Origin of the sequence: Kitasatospora sp. NPDC057518, assembly GCF_042802075.1 — a bacterium.
Lineage (GTDB): Bacteria > Actinomycetota > Actinomycetes > Streptomycetales > Streptomycetaceae > Kitasatospora.
This window is the reverse complement of record NZ_JBHVEU010000209.1, coordinates 1-15,147: the sequence shown is the minus strand read 5'-3', so window position 1 is coordinate 15,147 and position 15,147 is coordinate 1. Positions and strand designations below refer to the sequence as shown.

General features: G+C 73.9%; 13 protein-coding genes. 6 read left to right on the top strand and 7 right to left on the bottom strand.

The window, feature by feature from the left end:
* Positions 1–39: 39 nt before the first annotated feature.
* Positions 40–1,650 (bottom strand): PucR family transcriptional regulator ligand-binding domain-containing protein, encoded by a 1,611-nt coding sequence (locus ACFU7Z_RS21705; protein ID WP_074004317.1) that lies wholly within the window; start codon positions 1,648–1,650, stop codon positions 40–42.
* Between the two features lie 299 nt (positions 1,651–1,949).
* Between ACFU7Z_RS21705 and ACFU7Z_RS21700 the strand changes: the two genes are divergently transcribed.
* The 6 genes from ACFU7Z_RS21700 (at position 1,950) to ACFU7Z_RS21675 (ending at position 9,196) form a co-directional block, all read left to right on the top strand.
* Positions 1,950–2,837 carry a xanthine dehydrogenase family protein subunit M gene (locus ACFU7Z_RS21700; RefSeq protein WP_049654028.1) on the top strand — a complete coding sequence of 296 codons (888 nt, stop codon included), beginning with the start codon at positions 1,950–1,952 and terminating at the stop codon, positions 2,835–2,837.
* A complete protein-coding gene (locus ACFU7Z_RS21695; protein ID WP_380778989.1) occupies positions 2,834–3,322 on the top strand; it encodes a (2Fe-2S)-binding protein in 489 nt (162 codons plus the stop codon). Before ACFU7Z_RS21700 ends, ACFU7Z_RS21695 begins: the two co-directional genes overlap by 4 nt.
* Positions 3,319–5,685 carry a xanthine dehydrogenase subunit D gene (gene pucD / locus ACFU7Z_RS21690; RefSeq protein ID WP_380778987.1) on the top strand — a complete coding sequence of 789 codons (2,367 nt, stop codon included), beginning with the start codon at positions 3,319–3,321 and terminating at the stop codon, positions 5,683–5,685. The genes ACFU7Z_RS21695 and pucD overlap by 4 nt, the downstream gene beginning before the upstream one ends.
* 274 nt (positions 5,686–5,959) lie before the next feature.
* Positions 5,960–7,444 carry an NCS2 family permease gene (locus ACFU7Z_RS21685; RefSeq protein ID WP_380778985.1) on the top strand — a complete coding sequence of 495 codons (1,485 nt, stop codon included), beginning with the start codon at positions 5,960–5,962 and terminating at the stop codon, positions 7,442–7,444.
* A 134-nt stretch (positions 7,445–7,578) separates the two neighbouring features.
* Positions 7,579–8,802 (top strand): XdhC family protein, encoded by a 1,224-nt coding sequence (locus ACFU7Z_RS21680; RefSeq protein ID WP_380778983.1) that lies wholly within the window; start codon positions 7,579–7,581, stop codon positions 8,800–8,802.
* 100 nt (positions 8,803–8,902) lie between these two features.
* Positions 8,903–9,196, top strand: a complete 294-nt coding sequence (locus ACFU7Z_RS21675; protein WP_380738567.1) for a hypothetical protein — start codon at positions 8,903–8,905, stop codon at positions 9,194–9,196.
* A gap of 19 nt (positions 9,197–9,215) precedes the next feature.
* On the opposite strand, the gene ACFU7Z_RS21670 is transcribed toward ACFU7Z_RS21675, so the two are convergent.
* The 6 genes from ACFU7Z_RS21670 to ACFU7Z_RS21645 form a co-directional block, all read right to left on the bottom strand.
* Positions 9,216–9,836 carry a LysE family translocator gene (locus ACFU7Z_RS21670; RefSeq protein WP_380778981.1) on the bottom strand — a complete coding sequence of 207 codons (621 nt, stop codon included), beginning with the start codon at positions 9,834–9,836 and terminating at the stop codon, positions 9,216–9,218.
* Positions 9,837–9,930: 94 nt separating this feature from the next.
* Positions 9,931–10,113: a type II toxin-antitoxin system VapB family antitoxin gene (locus ACFU7Z_RS21665; protein ID WP_380778979.1), complete on the bottom strand. Its 183-nt coding sequence runs from the start codon at positions 10,111–10,113 to the stop codon at positions 9,931–9,933.
* 114 nt (positions 10,114–10,227) lie between these two features.
* Positions 10,228–11,982, bottom strand: a complete 1,755-nt coding sequence (locus tag ACFU7Z_RS21660) for an SDR family oxidoreductase (protein WP_380778977.1) — start codon at positions 11,980–11,982, stop codon at positions 10,228–10,230.
* Entirely contained in the window at positions 11,979–12,875 is an 897-nt protein-coding gene (locus ACFU7Z_RS21655) for a M24 family metallopeptidase (protein ID WP_380778975.1), read from the bottom strand. The genes ACFU7Z_RS21660 and ACFU7Z_RS21655 overlap by 4 nt, the downstream gene beginning before the upstream one ends.
* Positions 12,876–12,888: 13 nt before the next feature.
* A complete protein-coding gene (locus ACFU7Z_RS21650) occupies positions 12,889–13,977 on the bottom strand; it encodes a PDR/VanB family oxidoreductase (protein ID WP_380778973.1) in 1,089 nt (362 codons plus the stop codon).
* A 47-nt stretch (positions 13,978–14,024) separates the two neighbouring features.
* Positions 14,025–14,942 (bottom strand): metal-dependent hydrolase, encoded by a 918-nt coding sequence (locus tag ACFU7Z_RS21645; RefSeq protein ID WP_049657802.1) that lies wholly within the window; start codon positions 14,940–14,942, stop codon positions 14,025–14,027.
* Positions 14,943–15,147 lie beyond the last annotated feature (205 nt).

Below are 15,147 nucleotides of genomic sequence, written 5' to 3'. Positions count from 1 at the left end.
GAGGTCGCGGCGGGCCCTTCCGCTTGTCCGGACGCGGCGTCAGGCCAGCTCCAGCGCCAGGTAGAAGTCCACCCGGTCCTCCAGCCGGGAGAGGTCACGCCCGGTCAGCTCCTCGATCCGGCCGATCCGGTACCGCAGGGTGTTCACGTGGACGTGCAGCTGGGCGGCGCAGCGGGTCCAGGAGCCGTCCGAGCGCAGGAAGGCCTCCAGGGTGCGGACCAGGTCCGCCTGGTGCTCGATGTCGTACGCGATCACCGTGTCCAGCAGCCGGCTGCGGAAGGCGCGGCGCACCTCGTCCGGGACGGCGGCCAGCAGCAGGACGTGCGAGGCGAGCTCCTCGGGGCCCGCGACACAGACCCGGCCGACCCGGGAGGCGGCGATCCGGCGGGCGTGCCGGGCCTCCTCCAGGGCGCCGCGCAGGCCGCCGGCCCCGGCGGCGGGGGCGGAGACGCCGAGGGTGATCCGGCCCTCCGAGCCGAGCCCGGCCTCCAGCGGGGCGAGCAGTTCGCGCAGGGCGTCGGCGGGCACCGGGGCGTCCAGGACGGGCAGCACCACCACGGCGCCGGTGCCCGTCCCGGCGACCAGGGCGCGGTCGGAGGCGCCGCCGAGCGCCTCCTCCAGCACCGCCCGTACGGCGCCCTCCGGCAGGCCGGTGCCCTCGGCGCTGAGCACCAGCCAGGAGCCGTCCTCCGCCTGGGACTTGGCCCCGGGGCCCTCGTAGCGGGCGGCCATCGCCGAGGAGGCGTACAGGGCGCGGCCGACCTCGGCCGGGTCGGCGTCGCGGCGCAGCAGGGCGAGCAGTTCGTCGGCGAGGCGGCGGCGCAGCCGGCGGCCCTCGTCGCGGCGGTGGCGCTCGGCGGCGACCAGCCGGGCCAGGTTCTCGGCGAGCTGCTGGCGCTTGGTGGTCCACTCGGTGACGTCGCCGGCCACCGCGAGCACCCAGTCGGCCAGCAGGCCGCCGCCGGCCGGCGGCTCGTCGTGCTCGGCGGAGGCCGGGGCGGGCAGCAGCGAGAAGGAGCCGGCGGCCAGTCGGGCCCGGTGCGGGGGGCGGCGGCGCTGGCGCTGGGCGGCGAGGTGGGCGCGGACCAGCTGGTCGCGGTCCTGGGCGGAGAGCCGGTCGGCGGGGCCGGCGATCACCGCACCGGTCGGGGTGAGCACCCAGCAGTCCAGGTCGAGGTCGCCGCCGAGCAGGTCGAGCACCGCGTCCAGTCCGCCGCCGCCGGCCGCCGAGACCAGCAGGCGGTGCCGGTCGACCAGGGCGGCGAGGTCGGCGGCGCGGTCGGCGGAGACCTGGCGGCCGATGAACTCGGTGACGGTGCCGAAGGCGATGTCGTCGGGGACGGCGAGCAGCGGCATCCGGTGCCGGCGGCAGGCCTCGACCAGGTCCTCGGGCACCGGGCCGACCTCGGCCTCGCCGGCCGCCAGGGCCACCGCGCCGCCGGCCGCGAGGGTGCGGACGAAGCGCTCGGAGTCGGCCGGGACGGTGCGCCAGAGCATGCCGGTGAGCACCAGTTCGCCGCCGTGCAGGTAGCGGCCCGGGTCCTGGAGGTCCGTCGTCATCACACCGCTGACCTGCCGGTCCAGCTCTTCCTCGGCCGCGAGCAGGCGCAGTCGCGGGGCGCCGGGGGCGAGCAGGTCACGGACGCGCATCCGCGGACTCCTTAACGGGGGCTTGGGGGGAGGGTGAAGGGGTAACGATAGGGCCTGTCCGGCCGGGCGTCCGCCCGGGTCCGTAGCCCGCGCGTCACGGCCGGATTACGGTCGTAGGTAGCACCCGGCGGACACCTGGGCTGCGAGGTTCTCCTCCTTAGAGGAACGTACAGGATGCCGGGCGGGCTCACAGCCGGGGCTTCATGCCATCGGTGACTGCCAGCGGGCCGCGTCGCGGCGGTTCACTGGGCGACACGCCGCCGGGCACCCGGCGGGCGACGACTTGAGGAGACACCCGCATGGAGTTCCTTCGGCCCGCCACCTGGGACGAGGCACTCGCGGCGAAGGCCGAGTACCCGACCGCGCTGCCCGTTTCGGGCGGCACGGACGTCATGGTCGAGCTGAACTTCGACGTGCACCGGCCATCCGCGATTCTCGACCTGAACCGCATCACCGAACTCGCCGAATGGTCGAACGACGGCGAGGTGGTGAGGCTCGGCGCCGCGGTCCCGTACGCCCGGATCATCGCGGAGCTGTCCGGTCCGCTGCCCGGGCTGGCCCTGGCGGCCCACACCGTCGGCTCGCCGCAGATCCGCAACCGCGGCAGCGTCGGCGGCAACCTCGGCGCGGCCTCCCCGGCCGGCGACTCGCACCCGGCGCTGCTCGCGGCCGGGCGGGACGTGTTCGTCGAGGCGGCCTCGGTGCGCGGCACCCGGCTGATCCCGATCGACGACTTCTACGTCGGGGTGAAGCGCAACCTGCTGGAGGCCGACGAGCTGATCCGGGCCGTGCTCATCCCGGTGGCGGACGGGCCGCAGCAGTTCTCGAAGATCGGCACCCGCAACGCCATGGTGATCGCGGTCTGCGCGTTCGGCTTCGCCCTGCACCCGCGGAACGGGACCGTCGGCACCGGCATCGGTTCGGCCGCCCCCACACCGCGCCGCGCCGTCGAGGCCGAGGAGTACCTCCAGGGCGTGCTCGCCGAGCGCGGACTGTGGGAGTCCGGGGAGCTGCTGGGCGCCGAGGTGGTCCAGCGCTTCGGCGAGCTGGTGAAGGCCGCGGCCTCGCCGATCGACGACGTCCGCGGCACCGCCGACTACCGCCGGCACGCGCTCGCCGTGATGGCCCGCCGCACCCTCACCTGGACCTGGAACGACTACGGCAAGCAGATCAGGAGCGCGGCATGAAGGTCACTTTCACCGCCAACGGCAGGCCCGTCGAGGCCGACGACGTGTGGGAGGGCGAGAGCCTGCTGTACGTGCTGCGCGAGCGGGTCGGCCTGCCCGGCTCGAAGAACGCCTGCGAGCAGGGCGAGTGCGGCTCCTGCACGGTCTACCTGGACGGCCTCCCGGTCTGCTCCTGCCTGGTCGCGGCAGGCCAGGTGCAGGACCGCGAGGTGCGCACGGTCGAGGGCCTGGGCACGGAGGCCGGCGAACTGGGCCTGGTCCAGCAGGCGTTCGTCGACGCCGGCGCCGTCCAGTGCGGCTTCTGCACCCCCGGCCTGCTGGTGCAGACCGACGCGCTGCTGGCCGAGGACCCGCAGCCGAGCGACGACGACATCCGCGAGGCGCTGTCCGGCAACCTGTGCCGCTGCACCGGCTACGAGAAGATCATGGACGCGGTGCGGCTGGCCTCGGCCCGCACGTGCGCGGGGACGGAGGGCGCGGCATGAGCGCGCGTACCATCCAGGGGCAGAAGAACCTGCAGAACATCAACCAGGCGGCCAAGGACGGCATCGGCGGCTCGCCGCTGCGCCCGGACGGCAACCTGAAGGTCCGGGGCGAGTTCGCCTACTCCTCCGACCTGTGGCACGAGGACATGCTCTGGGGCACGGCGCTGCGCTCGCCGCACCCCCGGGCGAACATCCTGTCGGTGGACGTCTCCGAGGCACTCAAGGTGCCCGGGGTGTACGCGGTGCTGACGCACGAGGACATCCCCGGCTCGAAGTACTACGGCCTGGAGATCCAGGACCAGCCGGTCCTGGCCATCGACCGGATCCGCTACCACGGCGAGGCGATCGCGCTGGTCGCCGCCGACCACCCGGAGACGGCCCGCCGGGCGGTGAAGAAGATCGCGGTCGAGTACGAGGTGCTCACTCCGATCGTCACCGAGGAGCAGTGCCTCGACCCGGAGACGTACGGGTACGTGCACGAGCCGCACGAGTACAAGTCCCACGCGTACGGCAACATCTGCCACGAGCAGCGGCTGGTCTCCGGCCGCGGCGTGACCGACGAGGTGCGGGCGCTGGCGGACGTGGTCGTCAGCGGCGACTACGAGGTCGGCATGCAGGACCAGGCCTTCCTCGGCCCGGAGTCCGGCCTCGCGGTGCCCGCCGAGGACGGCGGCATCGACCTCTACATCGCCACCCAGTGGCTGCACGTCGACCGCCAGCAGATGGCGCCGGTGCTGGACCTGCCGGAGGAGAAGGTCCGGCTGACCCTGGCCGGCGTGGGCGGCGCGTTCGGCGGCCGCGAGGACCTGTCGATGCAGATCCACGCCTGCCTGCTGGCCCAGCACACCGGCAAGCCGGTCAAGATCGTCTACTCCCGGGACGAGTCCTTCTTCGGCCACGTCCACCGCCACCCGGCGCGGATGCGCTACGAGCACGGCGCCACCCGGGACGGCCGGCTGGTCTACGCCGACTGCCGGATCGTGCTGGACGGCGGCGCGTACGCCTCCGCCTCCCCCGCCGTGGTCGGCAACGCGGCCTCGCTCGGGCACGGCCCGTACGTGATCCCCAACGTGCGGATGCACGCCATCGCGCTGTACAGCAACAACCCGTCCTGCGGGGCGATGCGCGGCTTCGGCGCGGTGCAGGCGGCGTTCGGCTACGAGTCGCAGATGGACAAGCTGGCCGCCGCCCTGGGCATGGACCCGGTGGAGCTGCGGCAGCTCAACGCGATGTCCGAGGGCGACTTCATGCCCACCGGCCAGCAGATCGACTCCCCCGCGCCGGTGGCCGAACTGCTGCGGCGGGCCAAGGAGATGCCGCTGCCGCCGCCGCTGGACACCGAGCACCTCGACGTCCGCCGGCTGCCCGGCGCGCTGTCCAACACCTCGCACGGCGAGGGGATCGTCCGCGGCGTCGGCTACTCGGTCGGCATCAAGAACGTCGGCTTCTCCGAGGGCTTCGACGACTACTCCACCGCCCGGGTGCGGCTGGAGGTGATCGGCGGCGAGCCGGTCGCCATGGTGCACACCGCGGCGGCCGAGGTCGGCCAGGGCGGCGTCACCGTGCACGCCCAGATCGCCCGCACCGAGCTGGGCGTCGAGCAGGTCACCATCCACCCGGCCAACACCGAGGTGGGGTCGGCCGGTTCGACCTCCGCCTCGCGCCAGACGTACATGACCGGCGGGGCGGTGAAGCTGGCCGCCGAGGCGGTCCGCCGGGAGCTGTTCGACAAGGGGCGCCGGCGCTACGGCTGGACCCACGACGACCTGGTGCTGGCCGACGGCAAGGTGGTGTCGAAGAGCGCCGGCGCGCTGGTCTCCATCGTCGACCTGCTCGGCGACGAGGCCGTCGAGCAGACGCGCGAGCACCACCACCGGCCCACCCAGGCCTTCGACAAGGAGACCGGCCAGGGCTTCGGCCACGTCCAGTACACCTTCTGCGCCAACCGCGCGGTGGTGGACGTGGACGTGGAGCTGGGCCTGGTCAAGGTGGTCGAGCTCACCGCCGTCCAGGACGTCGGCAAGGCGCTCAACCCGCTCTCCGTGGTCGGCCAGATCCAGGGCGGCTGCACCCAGGCGCTGGGCCTCGCGGTGATGGAGGAGATCATCGTGCGGGAGGGCAAGGTGCGCAACGCCTCCTTCACCGACTACCTGATCCCCACCATCCTGGACACCCCGCCGATCCCGGTGGAGGTGCTCGAACTGCCCGACCCCAACGCCCCGTACGGGCTGCGCGGGGTCGGCGAGGCGCCGACCGTCTCGGCGACGCCGTCCATCGTGGCCGCCATCCGCAACGCCACCGGGCTGGCGCTCAACCGGATCCCGGTCCGGCCGGAGCACCTGACCACCGAACGGCCGCTCTGACGGCCCGAGTTCGTCCTCCCCGGGGCGGCGACCGTCTTCCCCGCCGCCCCGGGGACCCTAGGGCGTCCCCGCCACCCCGGAGGCGTCCCCGTACACCCGCTGCCCTGCCCACGCCGGGGCCCGCAGCGGTGCACACCACCCCCTGATGCATCGCGGGCACTCCCCCGCTGCTCAGGAGTGCCCCCGTGAGTCGATACGTCCCCCTACGCCGCTTCGTTGACCGGCGGTCAGGTCGGCTCGCCCACCCCAACCCCCTTTGACACTTGGGATGGACATGACCAAAATCCCCACGGAGCCCGGCACCACCGAAGACAGACCCGCCGAGGACGGCACCCGTCCGTCGTCCCAGGACGCCCCACGCCCCACCGGCGCACTGGACGCCTACTTCAAGATCTCGGCCCGGGGATCGACCCTCGCCAACGAACTGCGCGGTGGGGTCACCACCTTCATGGCGATGGCGTACATCATCCTGCTCAACCCGCTCATCCTGAGCGGCGCGGACGCGACCGGCGCCAAACTGGACCCCGCCGCGCTGACCACCGCCACCGCGCTGGCCGCCGCCGTCACCACCGTCCTGATGGGCCTGGTCGGCAACGTGCCGCTCGCCCTCGCCGCCGGGCTCTCCGTCTCCGGCGCGGTCTCCGCGCTGGTCGTCCCGCACACCACCTGGGCGCAGGCCATGGGCCTGTGCGTGATCTACGGCCTGCTGATCGTGCTGCTGGTCGTCTCCGGGCTGCGCGAGCGGATCATGAACGGCATCCCGCTGCCGCTCAAGCACGCCATCACCATCGGCATCGGCCTGTTCGTCACGGTGATCGGCCTCTACAAGGCCGGGTTCATGCACACCGGCGGCCCCACCCCGCTCTCGCTCGGCCCGACCGGCGAGCTGTCCGGCTGGCCGGTGCTGGTCTTCTGCGTCACCCTGCTGGCGATCTTCGTGCTGATGGCGCGCGGCGTCCGCGGCGCGATCCTGCTCGGCATCGCCGGCGGCACCGTGCTCGCGGTGATCGTCAACCGGGCCGCCCACGTGCCCGCCGGGGCCTGGCGGAACTCGGTGCCGGTCTGGCCCGGCAGCCCCGTCTCCGCACCGGACTTCGGCCTGTTCGGCCACGTCGACCTGTTCGGCGCGTTCGGCGGCCACGGCATGGGCGCGATCAGCGCCTCGGTCGCGGTGTTCACCCTGGTGCTGGCCGGCTTCTTCGACGCGATGGCCACCATCATCGGCGTCGGCACCGAGGCCGGACTGGCCGACCGGCGCGGCCGGATGCCCGGACTGTCCAAGGCGCTGTTCATCGACGGCGCGGGCGGCGCGGTCGGCGGCCTGGCGGGCGCCTCCGGGCAGACCGTCTTCGTCGAGTCCGCCACCGGCGTCGGCGACGGCGCCCGCACCGGACTCGCCTCCACCGTCACCGGCGCCCTGTTCGCGCTGATGCTGTTCTTCTCGCCGATCGCCGGGATCGTCCCGGTCGAGGTCGCCTCGGCCGCCCTGGTCGTGATCGGCTCGATGATGATGAGCCAGGCCCGGCACATCGACTGGTCCGACCGCGAGGTGGCCGTCCCGGCCTTCCTCACCTGCGTGCTGATGCCGTTCACGTACAGCATCACCGCGGGCGTCGCGGCCGGCGTCATCTCGTACACCGTCATCAAGGCCGGGCTGGGGCGCTGGCGCGAGCCCGGGGTACTGATGTGGATCCTCACCGCGGTGTTCGTGGTGTACTTCGCGATCACCCCGGTCAAGTCCTGGCTGGGCGTGCACTAGGCACCCGGGCGCCTTCGCCCTGTTCGCGCCCGCGTCGGGCAGGACCGCCTCGGGTGCCACCGCCGCCGTACGGGATCGTTTCCCGTACGGCGGCGTCTCCCGCTACTGTCGGAACCGTGTAAGGAGCCTCCCCCATGCAGGACATCGCCGAGCAGCTGCGGGCCTGGCACGCGTCCGGGCGCTCCTTCGCCGTGGCCACCGTGGTCGGCGTCTCCGGCAGCGCTCCGCGCGACCCCGGGGCGGCGCTGGCCGTGGACGCGGACGGCGAGGCGGTCGGCAGCGTCTCCGGCGGGTGCGTCGAGGGCGCGGTGTACGAGCTGTGCCGGGCCGCCCTGGCGAGCGGCGAGCCGGTGCTGGAACGCTTCGGGTACAGCGACGAGGACGCCTTCGCGGTGGGTCTGACCTGCGGCGGCGTCCTGGACGTGTTCGTCCAGCCGGTGGTGCCGGGGGCCGACGCCGGGCTGGACACCGGGATCGCGCACATCGCGGCCGGCACACCGGTGGCACTGGTCCGGGTGATCGCCGGACCGGGCGGACCGGGCGGACCGGGCGGGCTGGTCGGGGCCACCCTGGCGGTCACCGCGGACGGCGTGGCCGGCGCGCTCTCACCCACCCCCTCGACGGTCGGCGCCCTCGAGCGGGCGATCGTCGTGCGGGCCCGGGCGATGCTGGAGGCCGGACGCACCGGTCGGCTGGTGCTCGGCCTGGACGGCCGCCCCTGCGACGAACACGGCCGGGGCACCGTCACCTGCTTCGTCGAGTCGTACGTGCCCGCGCCGCGGATGCTGGTGTTCGGAGCGATCGACTTCGCGGCCGCGGTGGTGCGGATCGGCAAGTTCCTCGGCTACCACGTGACCGTCTGCGACGCCCGGCCGGTCTTCGCCACCGCCCGCCGCTTCCCGGAGGCCGACGAGGTGGTGGTCGACTGGCCGCACCGCTACCTGGACTCCCAACTCGGCCGGATCGACGGACGCACCGTGCTCTGCGTGCTCACCCACGACGCCAAGTTCGACATCCCGCTGCTGGAACGCGCCCTGCGGCTGCCGGTCGGCTACGTCGGCGCGATGGGATCGCGCCGCACCCACCGGGACCGCGCCGCCCGGCTCCGCGAGGCGGGGCTCACCGAGGCCGAACTGGCCCGGCTGCGCTCCCCGATCGGCCTGGACCTCGGCTCCCGCACCCCGGAGGAGACGGCGGTCTCGGTCGCCGCCGAGATCGTCGCCCACCGGCGCGGCGGCAGCTGCCTGCCACTGAGCGCCTCGGACGGGCCGATCCACCACGACCTGTCGCGCACGGGGACGGAGGGTGACGGGGGCGGCGCGGCCGGCGGCCCGGCACCCCGTACCCACGCGGCCTGAGCCGGGAGCGGCTCCGGCACCGCTCACGTTGCGTGGCCACCGGCGCGGCGGGAGGCTGGAGTTGCGGACTCGCCCCGAGCCCGGGGAAGGAGCGGGCACCATGCGCGCCCTGCTGGAGGTCGAAATCGACACCGCGGCCTCGAACAAGCTGATCAGCGACGGAACGATGGCCGAAGGGGTCCAGCGCATACTGGCCCAACTGAAGCCGGAGGCGGCCTACTTCCTCAACCGCAACGGGAGCCGCGGCATGGTCATGGTCGTCGATGTCCCGGACGAGGCCTCGCTGCCGTCCATCGCCGAGCCGTTCTGGACCCAGCTGAACGCCACCGTCGACCTGCACATCTGCATGAACGCGGACGAACTCATGGAAGGACTGAAGCGTCTCGGCCACTGAGCCGCCGGGCCGTCCCGCCTCAGTCGGTCAGCGCCAGCTTCACGCCGAAGCCCACCACCACGGCGCCGGTCACCCGGTCCATCAGCCGCCGGGCGGCCGGTCGGCGCAGCCAGCCGCGCAGCACCCGGGCGAAACCCACCAGGACGGTCGACCAGAGCAGGCCCTCCACGACGTGCACGCAGGTCAGCGCCACACCGGCGGCGAAGTGCGGGACGCCGAACGGGATGAACTGCGGCAGCACGGCCACGTAGAAGACCCCGACCTTGGGGTTCAGCAGATTGGTCAGCGTGCCCCGCCGCCAGCCGTGCGCGAACCCGCCGTCCTCCGGCTCCTCCTCGACCGCCGCCTCACCGCCCCGGTTGCGCAGCATCCCGATGCCCATCCACACCAGGTACGCCGCGCCCGCCCACCGCAGGACCTCGTACGCCACCTGCGAGGCGGTGAGCAGCGCCGTCACCCCGGCCGAGGTCAGCGTCCCCCAGATCAGCGTCCCGGTCTGGATCCCCAGCACGACCCCCCACGCCTGCCGCCGCCGCCCCAACGCGGAGGTCCGCAGGACCAGCGCCGTGTCGAGCCCGGGCGTGAGCGTGAGCAGCCCCACGACGAGGGCGAAGGACCACAGGGCCGTTGTCATCTCCATGGGCCTCGATGCTCTCACAGCCCCGGAGGGGCGTCGTCAAACGGCCATCGCTCAGTCCGCCGACCCCGGCGGGACGACCCACTCGGTGGAGCGCTCACTCACCCTTTTCCACCGGCCCGGTGAGATCGGGCAGCCCACCGTCCTCGAGCCAGGTCGTGAAGACCTGGCGCTTGCGACGCTTCACCGCATCCTCGAGAGCGGCGTTGACGGTGGCGGTCTTGGTCGTCGTACCGAAGATCTCCGCAGCCTCGGCCAGCAGGTCGTCGTTGATGTCCATCACGGGGTACGGGCCATGACCAACCTCCCGAGCGAAGCGGGGTCTGCGATATCGGGTTCGGCCGTATCCGATATCGCAGGCCCCACGGGGCCCGATCGGCCGTTGTTCACCCGGTCAGGTGACGTTGAGGCGGGCGGCGAGGCGCAGGAGGCCGGGGCTGAGGCGGGAGAGGAAGCGGGCGGCCTTGGCCTCAGGGGTGACGGGGACGACGGGCCTGCCGGTGCGGACGGCGGTCACGATGGCGGTGGCGACCTTCTCCGGGGGGAAGCCGCGGCGGGCGTAGAGCTTCGCGGCGCGGGCCTGCTTGGCGGCCTGCTCGGTGGAGGTGGTGGCGGAGAAGGTGGAGGTGCGGGTGATGTTGGTGTTGACGATGCCGGGGCAGATGGTGGAGACGCCGATGCCGTGGCCGACGAACTCGGCGCGCAGGCAGTCGGAGAGCATGAACACCGCGGCCTTGCTGGTGGCGTAGGCGGTGAGCGCCTTGGACGGCAGGTAGGCGGCGGCGGAGGAGACGTTGACGATGTGGCCGCCCTGGCCGCGGTCGGCCATCAGGGTGCCAAAGGCGCGGCAGCCGTGGATCACGCCCCAGAGGTTGACGTCCAGGACCCGCTGCCACTCCTTCTCGGTGGTCTGCAGGAACGTCCCGGAGTGGCCGATGCCCGCGTTGTTGACCATGACGTCGGGCACCCCGTGCTCGGCCGCGACGGTCTGCGCGAAGACGTCCACCGCGGCGCCGTCGGAGACGTCCACCCGGTAGGCGTGCGCCTGCGGGCCGATCAGCGAGGCCAGTTCGGCGGTGCGCTCGGCGGCCGCGAGGTCGAGGTCGCAGACCACCACCCGGGCGCCGTCCTCGGCGAAGGCGAGCGCGGTGGCCCGGCCGATGCCGCTGCCGCCGCCGGTGACCACGACCAGCCGGCCGTCGCCCTCCTCGGGGCGGGCCCGGCCCTCGTCGGTGCGGGTGGTGAACTCGCGGACCAGTCCGGCCACGGTGGCTCCCTTCTCCAGCAGCGCCGACCAGTGGCCGGCGTGCAGCGTCCTGCGGGTCAGGTTCGGCGCCCAGCGCTCCAGCCCCTCGGAGAGGTAGGTGCCGACGTACCGGTCCCGGGTGAGGGTGATCAGCTGGACCGGCACCTCGGTCGGCCGCTCGCGCGGACTGCCCAGGGTGGGGCGGAAGTTGGCCCGGTACAGCTCGATGCCGCGGACCGCGTCGCGGCGCAGGGTGGGCTGCGGGTGGTCGGCGCGCGGGGTGACGTGCTCCAGGTCGCGCAGCACCCTCGGCCAGGCCCGGGCCAGGCCGAGGCGCCAGAGGCCGGGGGCGAGGTAGGGCAGGTGGAAGGCGGTGATGTACCAGGAGTGCAGGCCCTGGTGGAGCAGTTGCCCCAGGTGGCGGGGGGTGGGGCGGCGCAGCCGGTGGCGCAGCCAGTGGCCCATGTGGTCCAGGCTGGGGCCGGACAGGGTGGTGTACGAGGCGATCCGGCGCTCGGCGCCGGGTGCGGTGACGGCCTCCCAGGACTGGATCGAGCCCCAGTCGTGGGCGAGCAGGTGCACCGGGCGGTCGGGGCTGACGGCGTCGGCGACGGCGAACAGGTCCTCGGCGAGGTGCTCCAGGCGGTAGCCGGACCGGTCGGCGGGGGCGGCCGACTCCCCGGCGCCGCGCACGTCGTAGCGGACCACGTGGTGGTCGCGGGCGAGGTCGGCGGCGATGTCGTCCCAGACGGTGTGGGTGTCGGGGTAGCCGTGCACGAGGAGGACGGTGGGGGCGTCCGGGTCGCCCTGCTCGAAGACGGCGAGCGGGAGGCCGCCGGAGTGGACGGTCCGGCGGCGGACCGGGGGCTTCGCCCGCGCCTGGGGCTTCGTCGGGAACGTCATCGGGTGGCCTCCAGGGTGGTCGGCTCGGCGGCGGTCGGCTCCGTGGTGGCCGGCTCGGTGGCGGCGGCGGTCCAGCGGCGGACGTGCGGCAGGTCGTCGTCGAGCCAGTAGGCGTCGTCCTCGGTGACCACCAGCAGTTCCTCGAACTTGATGCCCACGCCCCGGAAGCCGATGTGCGGCTCGACCGCCCACAGCCCCGGGGTGGGCGCGTGCCGGGACGACCGCCCGTCGGCCCAGAGCGGCGAACGGCCGTGCAGCCGCTCGGTGACGAGCTCGCGGCCGAGGGTCTGGAGGGTGCGCACACCGAAGCCGAAGACGTTCACCCCGGCCGGGCCGCGCGCGGTGTTGCGGGTGACCTGGTGGCCGATCACCCGGCCCGGGTAGACCTGGTGGCGATTGTCGTAGCCGTGCGCGGCGATCTGGGCGTCCACCGCGGCGTACACCTCGGCGAGCGGCCTGCGGGCCCGCACCTCGGCGAGGATCAGCTCGCGGTAGACCTTCAGGTCGGCGGCCAGCCGGTCCCAGACCCGGTTCTCGCCGACCTTGCCGCCGTAGCCGATGTCGGCGGTGTAGCCGTCCACCACGGGCGCGCAGTCCAGCACGTACGGCATGCCCTCCTCCAGCCGGCGGTTGCCGGCGAAGAACTGGAGCGGGGTGTGGAAGTGCCGGAACGCCGTCCGGTCGCCGAACCAGGCGAAGGGGACGTGGAAGAAGTCCTGCACCCCGACGGCTACCAGGCGGCGGCGCAACTCGGCGGTGGTCTGCCGCTCGGTGACGCCGGGTTCGATCCACGCGGCGACCTGTTCGGCGCAGTGGTAGGCGAGTTGCTGGGTCTCGCGGAAGCGGGCGAGGTCGCGCTCGGTGTAGCGGAAGGCGGGGGTCGCTTTCGCCATGGCGGAGCTCCTTCTAGAGGTCGAGCACGAGGGTCTCACCCTCGGCGGCCCGGGAGACGCAGGGCAGCAGGGCGCCGGCGGCGCGCTGCTCGGGGGTGAGCCTGCGGTCCCGGTGGTTGGGCGAGCCGGCCAGCAGGCGGACCTCGCAGGTGCCGCAGAAGCCCTGGTGGCAGGAGTACGGGAGGTCCGGGCGGGCCTCGCGCAGCACGTCCAGGGCGGAGCGGTCGGCGGGGACGTCGAGGGTCGGGCCGTCGGCGCCGAGTCGGACGGCGAACGGCTCGCCGTCGGTGACCGGGGCGGCGCCGAAGCGCTCGAAGTGCAGGGAGGCGGCCGGGGAACCGTCCAGGGCGCGCTGCACGGCGGAGAGCATCGGGGCCGGGCCGCAGCAGTAGACGGCGGCGCCGCGCGGGGCGTGGGCGAGCAGTTCGGCGCCGGTGGGGACGCCGCCGTGCTCGTCGTCGGTGCGCAGCACCACCCGGTGCGGGTCGAGGGCGCGCAGCTCGTCCGTGTACGGGAGGGTGTCGGCACTGCGGCCGACGTGCACCAGGCGCCAGTCCAGGCCGTGCCGCTGCGCCTCGCGGGCCATCGGGAGCAGCGGGGTGATGCCGATGCCGCCGGCCAGCAGGAGGACGGCGGGCTCGGCGCAGAAGGCGAAGCCGTTGCGCGGGCGGCGGGCGGTGAGCCGGGTGCCGGGGTGCAGGGCGTCGTGGACCTCGACGGACCCGCCGCCGCCCTCGGGCAGCCGCCGGACGGCGATGCGGTAGACGGCGCGGTCGGCCGGGTCGCCGCTGAGGGAGTAGTGGCGCTCGCGGCCGGAGGGCAGGACGAGGCGCAGGTGGGCGCCGGGCTGCCAACCGGGCAGCGGGCCGCCGGAGGGGTCGGCGAGCCGCAACTCGACGACGTCGGCGGCCGGTCGGCGGCGTTCGGCGACGACCAACTGGAGCGGCGGGGTGGGGCGGCTGAGCGGGCGCCGGGGGTTGCGGCGCAGCAGGGGGCTGCCGAGGGCCGGGGAGTAGCGGTCGCCGAAGGCGGTGAGCCGGCGCATGAAGCCGTCGGCGCGGGGGCGGCCGTAGAGGTCGGGGGGCGGGGCGAGCGGGTCCATCCGGCGGGGTCCTTGGGGTGAGGGGGGAGAGGGGGCTGTCGCCCGCGTCAGCCGCGCCCGGCGGCCGCGCGGGCGGCCGGGGAGGCGGCGAGGTAGCCCAGCGCCTGGCTGGACGAGCCCTCCTGGGTCGGGTGGTAGCCCGGCCGCAGGTAGCGCAGCCCGGAGCGGACCGACTTGACCGGGTCCGGCAGCAGTCCGCGCTTGGCGATCCGGCCGGCCTCCCGCCAGGTGGGCTTGAGCCGCCCCGCCAGGGTGGGGTCGGCGGCGAGCAGGAACCGGGCGCCGCGCACCCAGAGGTGGACCAGCAGCGGCCCGGAGACGGCCATTCCGCGCACCCGGCGGAGGTAGCCCGGGTCCAGGTGGACCATCAGGTCGTAGGCGACGCTGCGGTGCTCGACCTCCTCCGCGCCGTGCCAGCGCAGCAGGTCCAGCATCGTCGGGTCCGCCTTGGCGCGGTCCAGGCCCGGGGAGTTGAGCGCCCAGTTGCCGAGGAAGGCGGTGAAGTGCTCGATCGCCGCGATGAAGGCGACCCGCTCGATGACGTTCTCGCGCTGCCGGGCCGGCGACAGCCCCGGCTTGTCGCCGAGGACGCGCTGGAACAGCCAGGAGATCTGCCGGACGTACGGCCGCGGGTCGAGCCCCTGGCCGAGCAGGTGGTCCAGGACCTCCTGGTGCGCCTCGGCGTGGATGGCCTCCTGGCCGATGAACCCGAGGACCTCCTCGCGCAGTTGCTCGTCCCGGATGAGCGGCAGCGCCTCCTTGAACACCTTGACGAACCACCGCTCGCCCTCGGGCAGCAGCAGGTGCAGCACGTTGATGACGTGGGTGGCCATCGGCTCGTCCGGGATCCAGTGCAGCGGCAGCCGGGACCAGTCGAAGCGGACGTCCCGGGGCTCCAGCACGAGGCTCTCGTGCACGCGTGCGGCGGGCGCGGCGAGGGCGGGGACGGGGGTGGAACGGGGCATGGCAGGCCCTCCTGACCTGGGGGCGGCGGCTCGGCTCCAGGGAAACGTACTCGCGGGTAGCCATCGGGACAAGGGGTTCGGCACCCCTTATCGACATCGAGTCTAATAAGTGACGCGCACCGTCGGGCGACGCGCGCGGCCGGACGCCATCGGACACCGTGGGGAAACACGGGAAACACGGGAGGCCCCGCCGGTCTCCCGGCTG

Bases quoted from the DNA above. Each gene is read 5' to 3' on its own strand.
- ACFU7Z_RS21670 (WP_380778981.1), bottom strand. From the start codon at position 9,836: ATGGAGATGACAACGGCCCTGTGGTCCTTCGCCCTCGTCGTGGGGCTG.
- ACFU7Z_RS21685 (WP_380778985.1), top strand. From the start codon at position 5,960: ATGACCAAAATCCCCACGGAGCCCGGCACCACCGAAGACAGACCCGCC.
- ACFU7Z_RS21675 (WP_380738567.1), top strand. From the start codon at position 8,903: ATGCGCGCCCTGCTGGAGGTCGAAATCGACACCGCGGCCTCGAACAAG.
- ACFU7Z_RS21645 (WP_049657802.1), bottom strand. From the start codon at position 14,942: ATGCCCCGTTCCACCCCCGTCCCCGCCCTCGCCGCGCCCGCCGCACGC.
- ACFU7Z_RS21655 (WP_380778975.1), bottom strand. From the start codon at position 12,875: ATGGCGAAAGCGACCCCCGCCTTCCGCTACACCGAGCGCGACCTCGCC.
- ACFU7Z_RS21680 (WP_380778983.1), top strand. From the start codon at position 7,579: ATGCAGGACATCGCCGAGCAGCTGCGGGCCTGGCACGCGTCCGGGCGC.
- ACFU7Z_RS21650 (WP_380778973.1), bottom strand. From the start codon at position 13,977: ATGGACCCGCTCGCCCCGCCCCCCGACCTCTACGGCCGCCCCCGCGCC.
- pucD (WP_380778987.1), top strand. From the start codon at position 3,319: ATGAGCGCGCGTACCATCCAGGGGCAGAAGAACCTGCAGAACATCAAC.
- ACFU7Z_RS21705 (WP_074004317.1), bottom strand. From the start codon at position 1,650: ATGCGCGTCCGTGACCTGCTCGCCCCCGGCGCCCCGCGACTGCGCCTG.
- ACFU7Z_RS21695 (WP_380778989.1), top strand. From the start codon at position 2,834: ATGAAGGTCACTTTCACCGCCAACGGCAGGCCCGTCGAGGCCGACGAC.
- ACFU7Z_RS21700 (WP_049654028.1), top strand. From the start codon at position 1,950: ATGGAGTTCCTTCGGCCCGCCACCTGGGACGAGGCACTCGCGGCGAAG.
- ACFU7Z_RS21665 (WP_380778979.1), bottom strand. From the start codon at position 10,113: ATGGACATCAACGACGACCTGCTGGCCGAGGCTGCGGAGATCTTCGGT.
- ACFU7Z_RS21660 (WP_380778977.1), bottom strand. From the start codon at position 11,982: ATGACGTTCCCGACGAAGCCCCAGGCGCGGGCGAAGCCCCCGGTCCGC.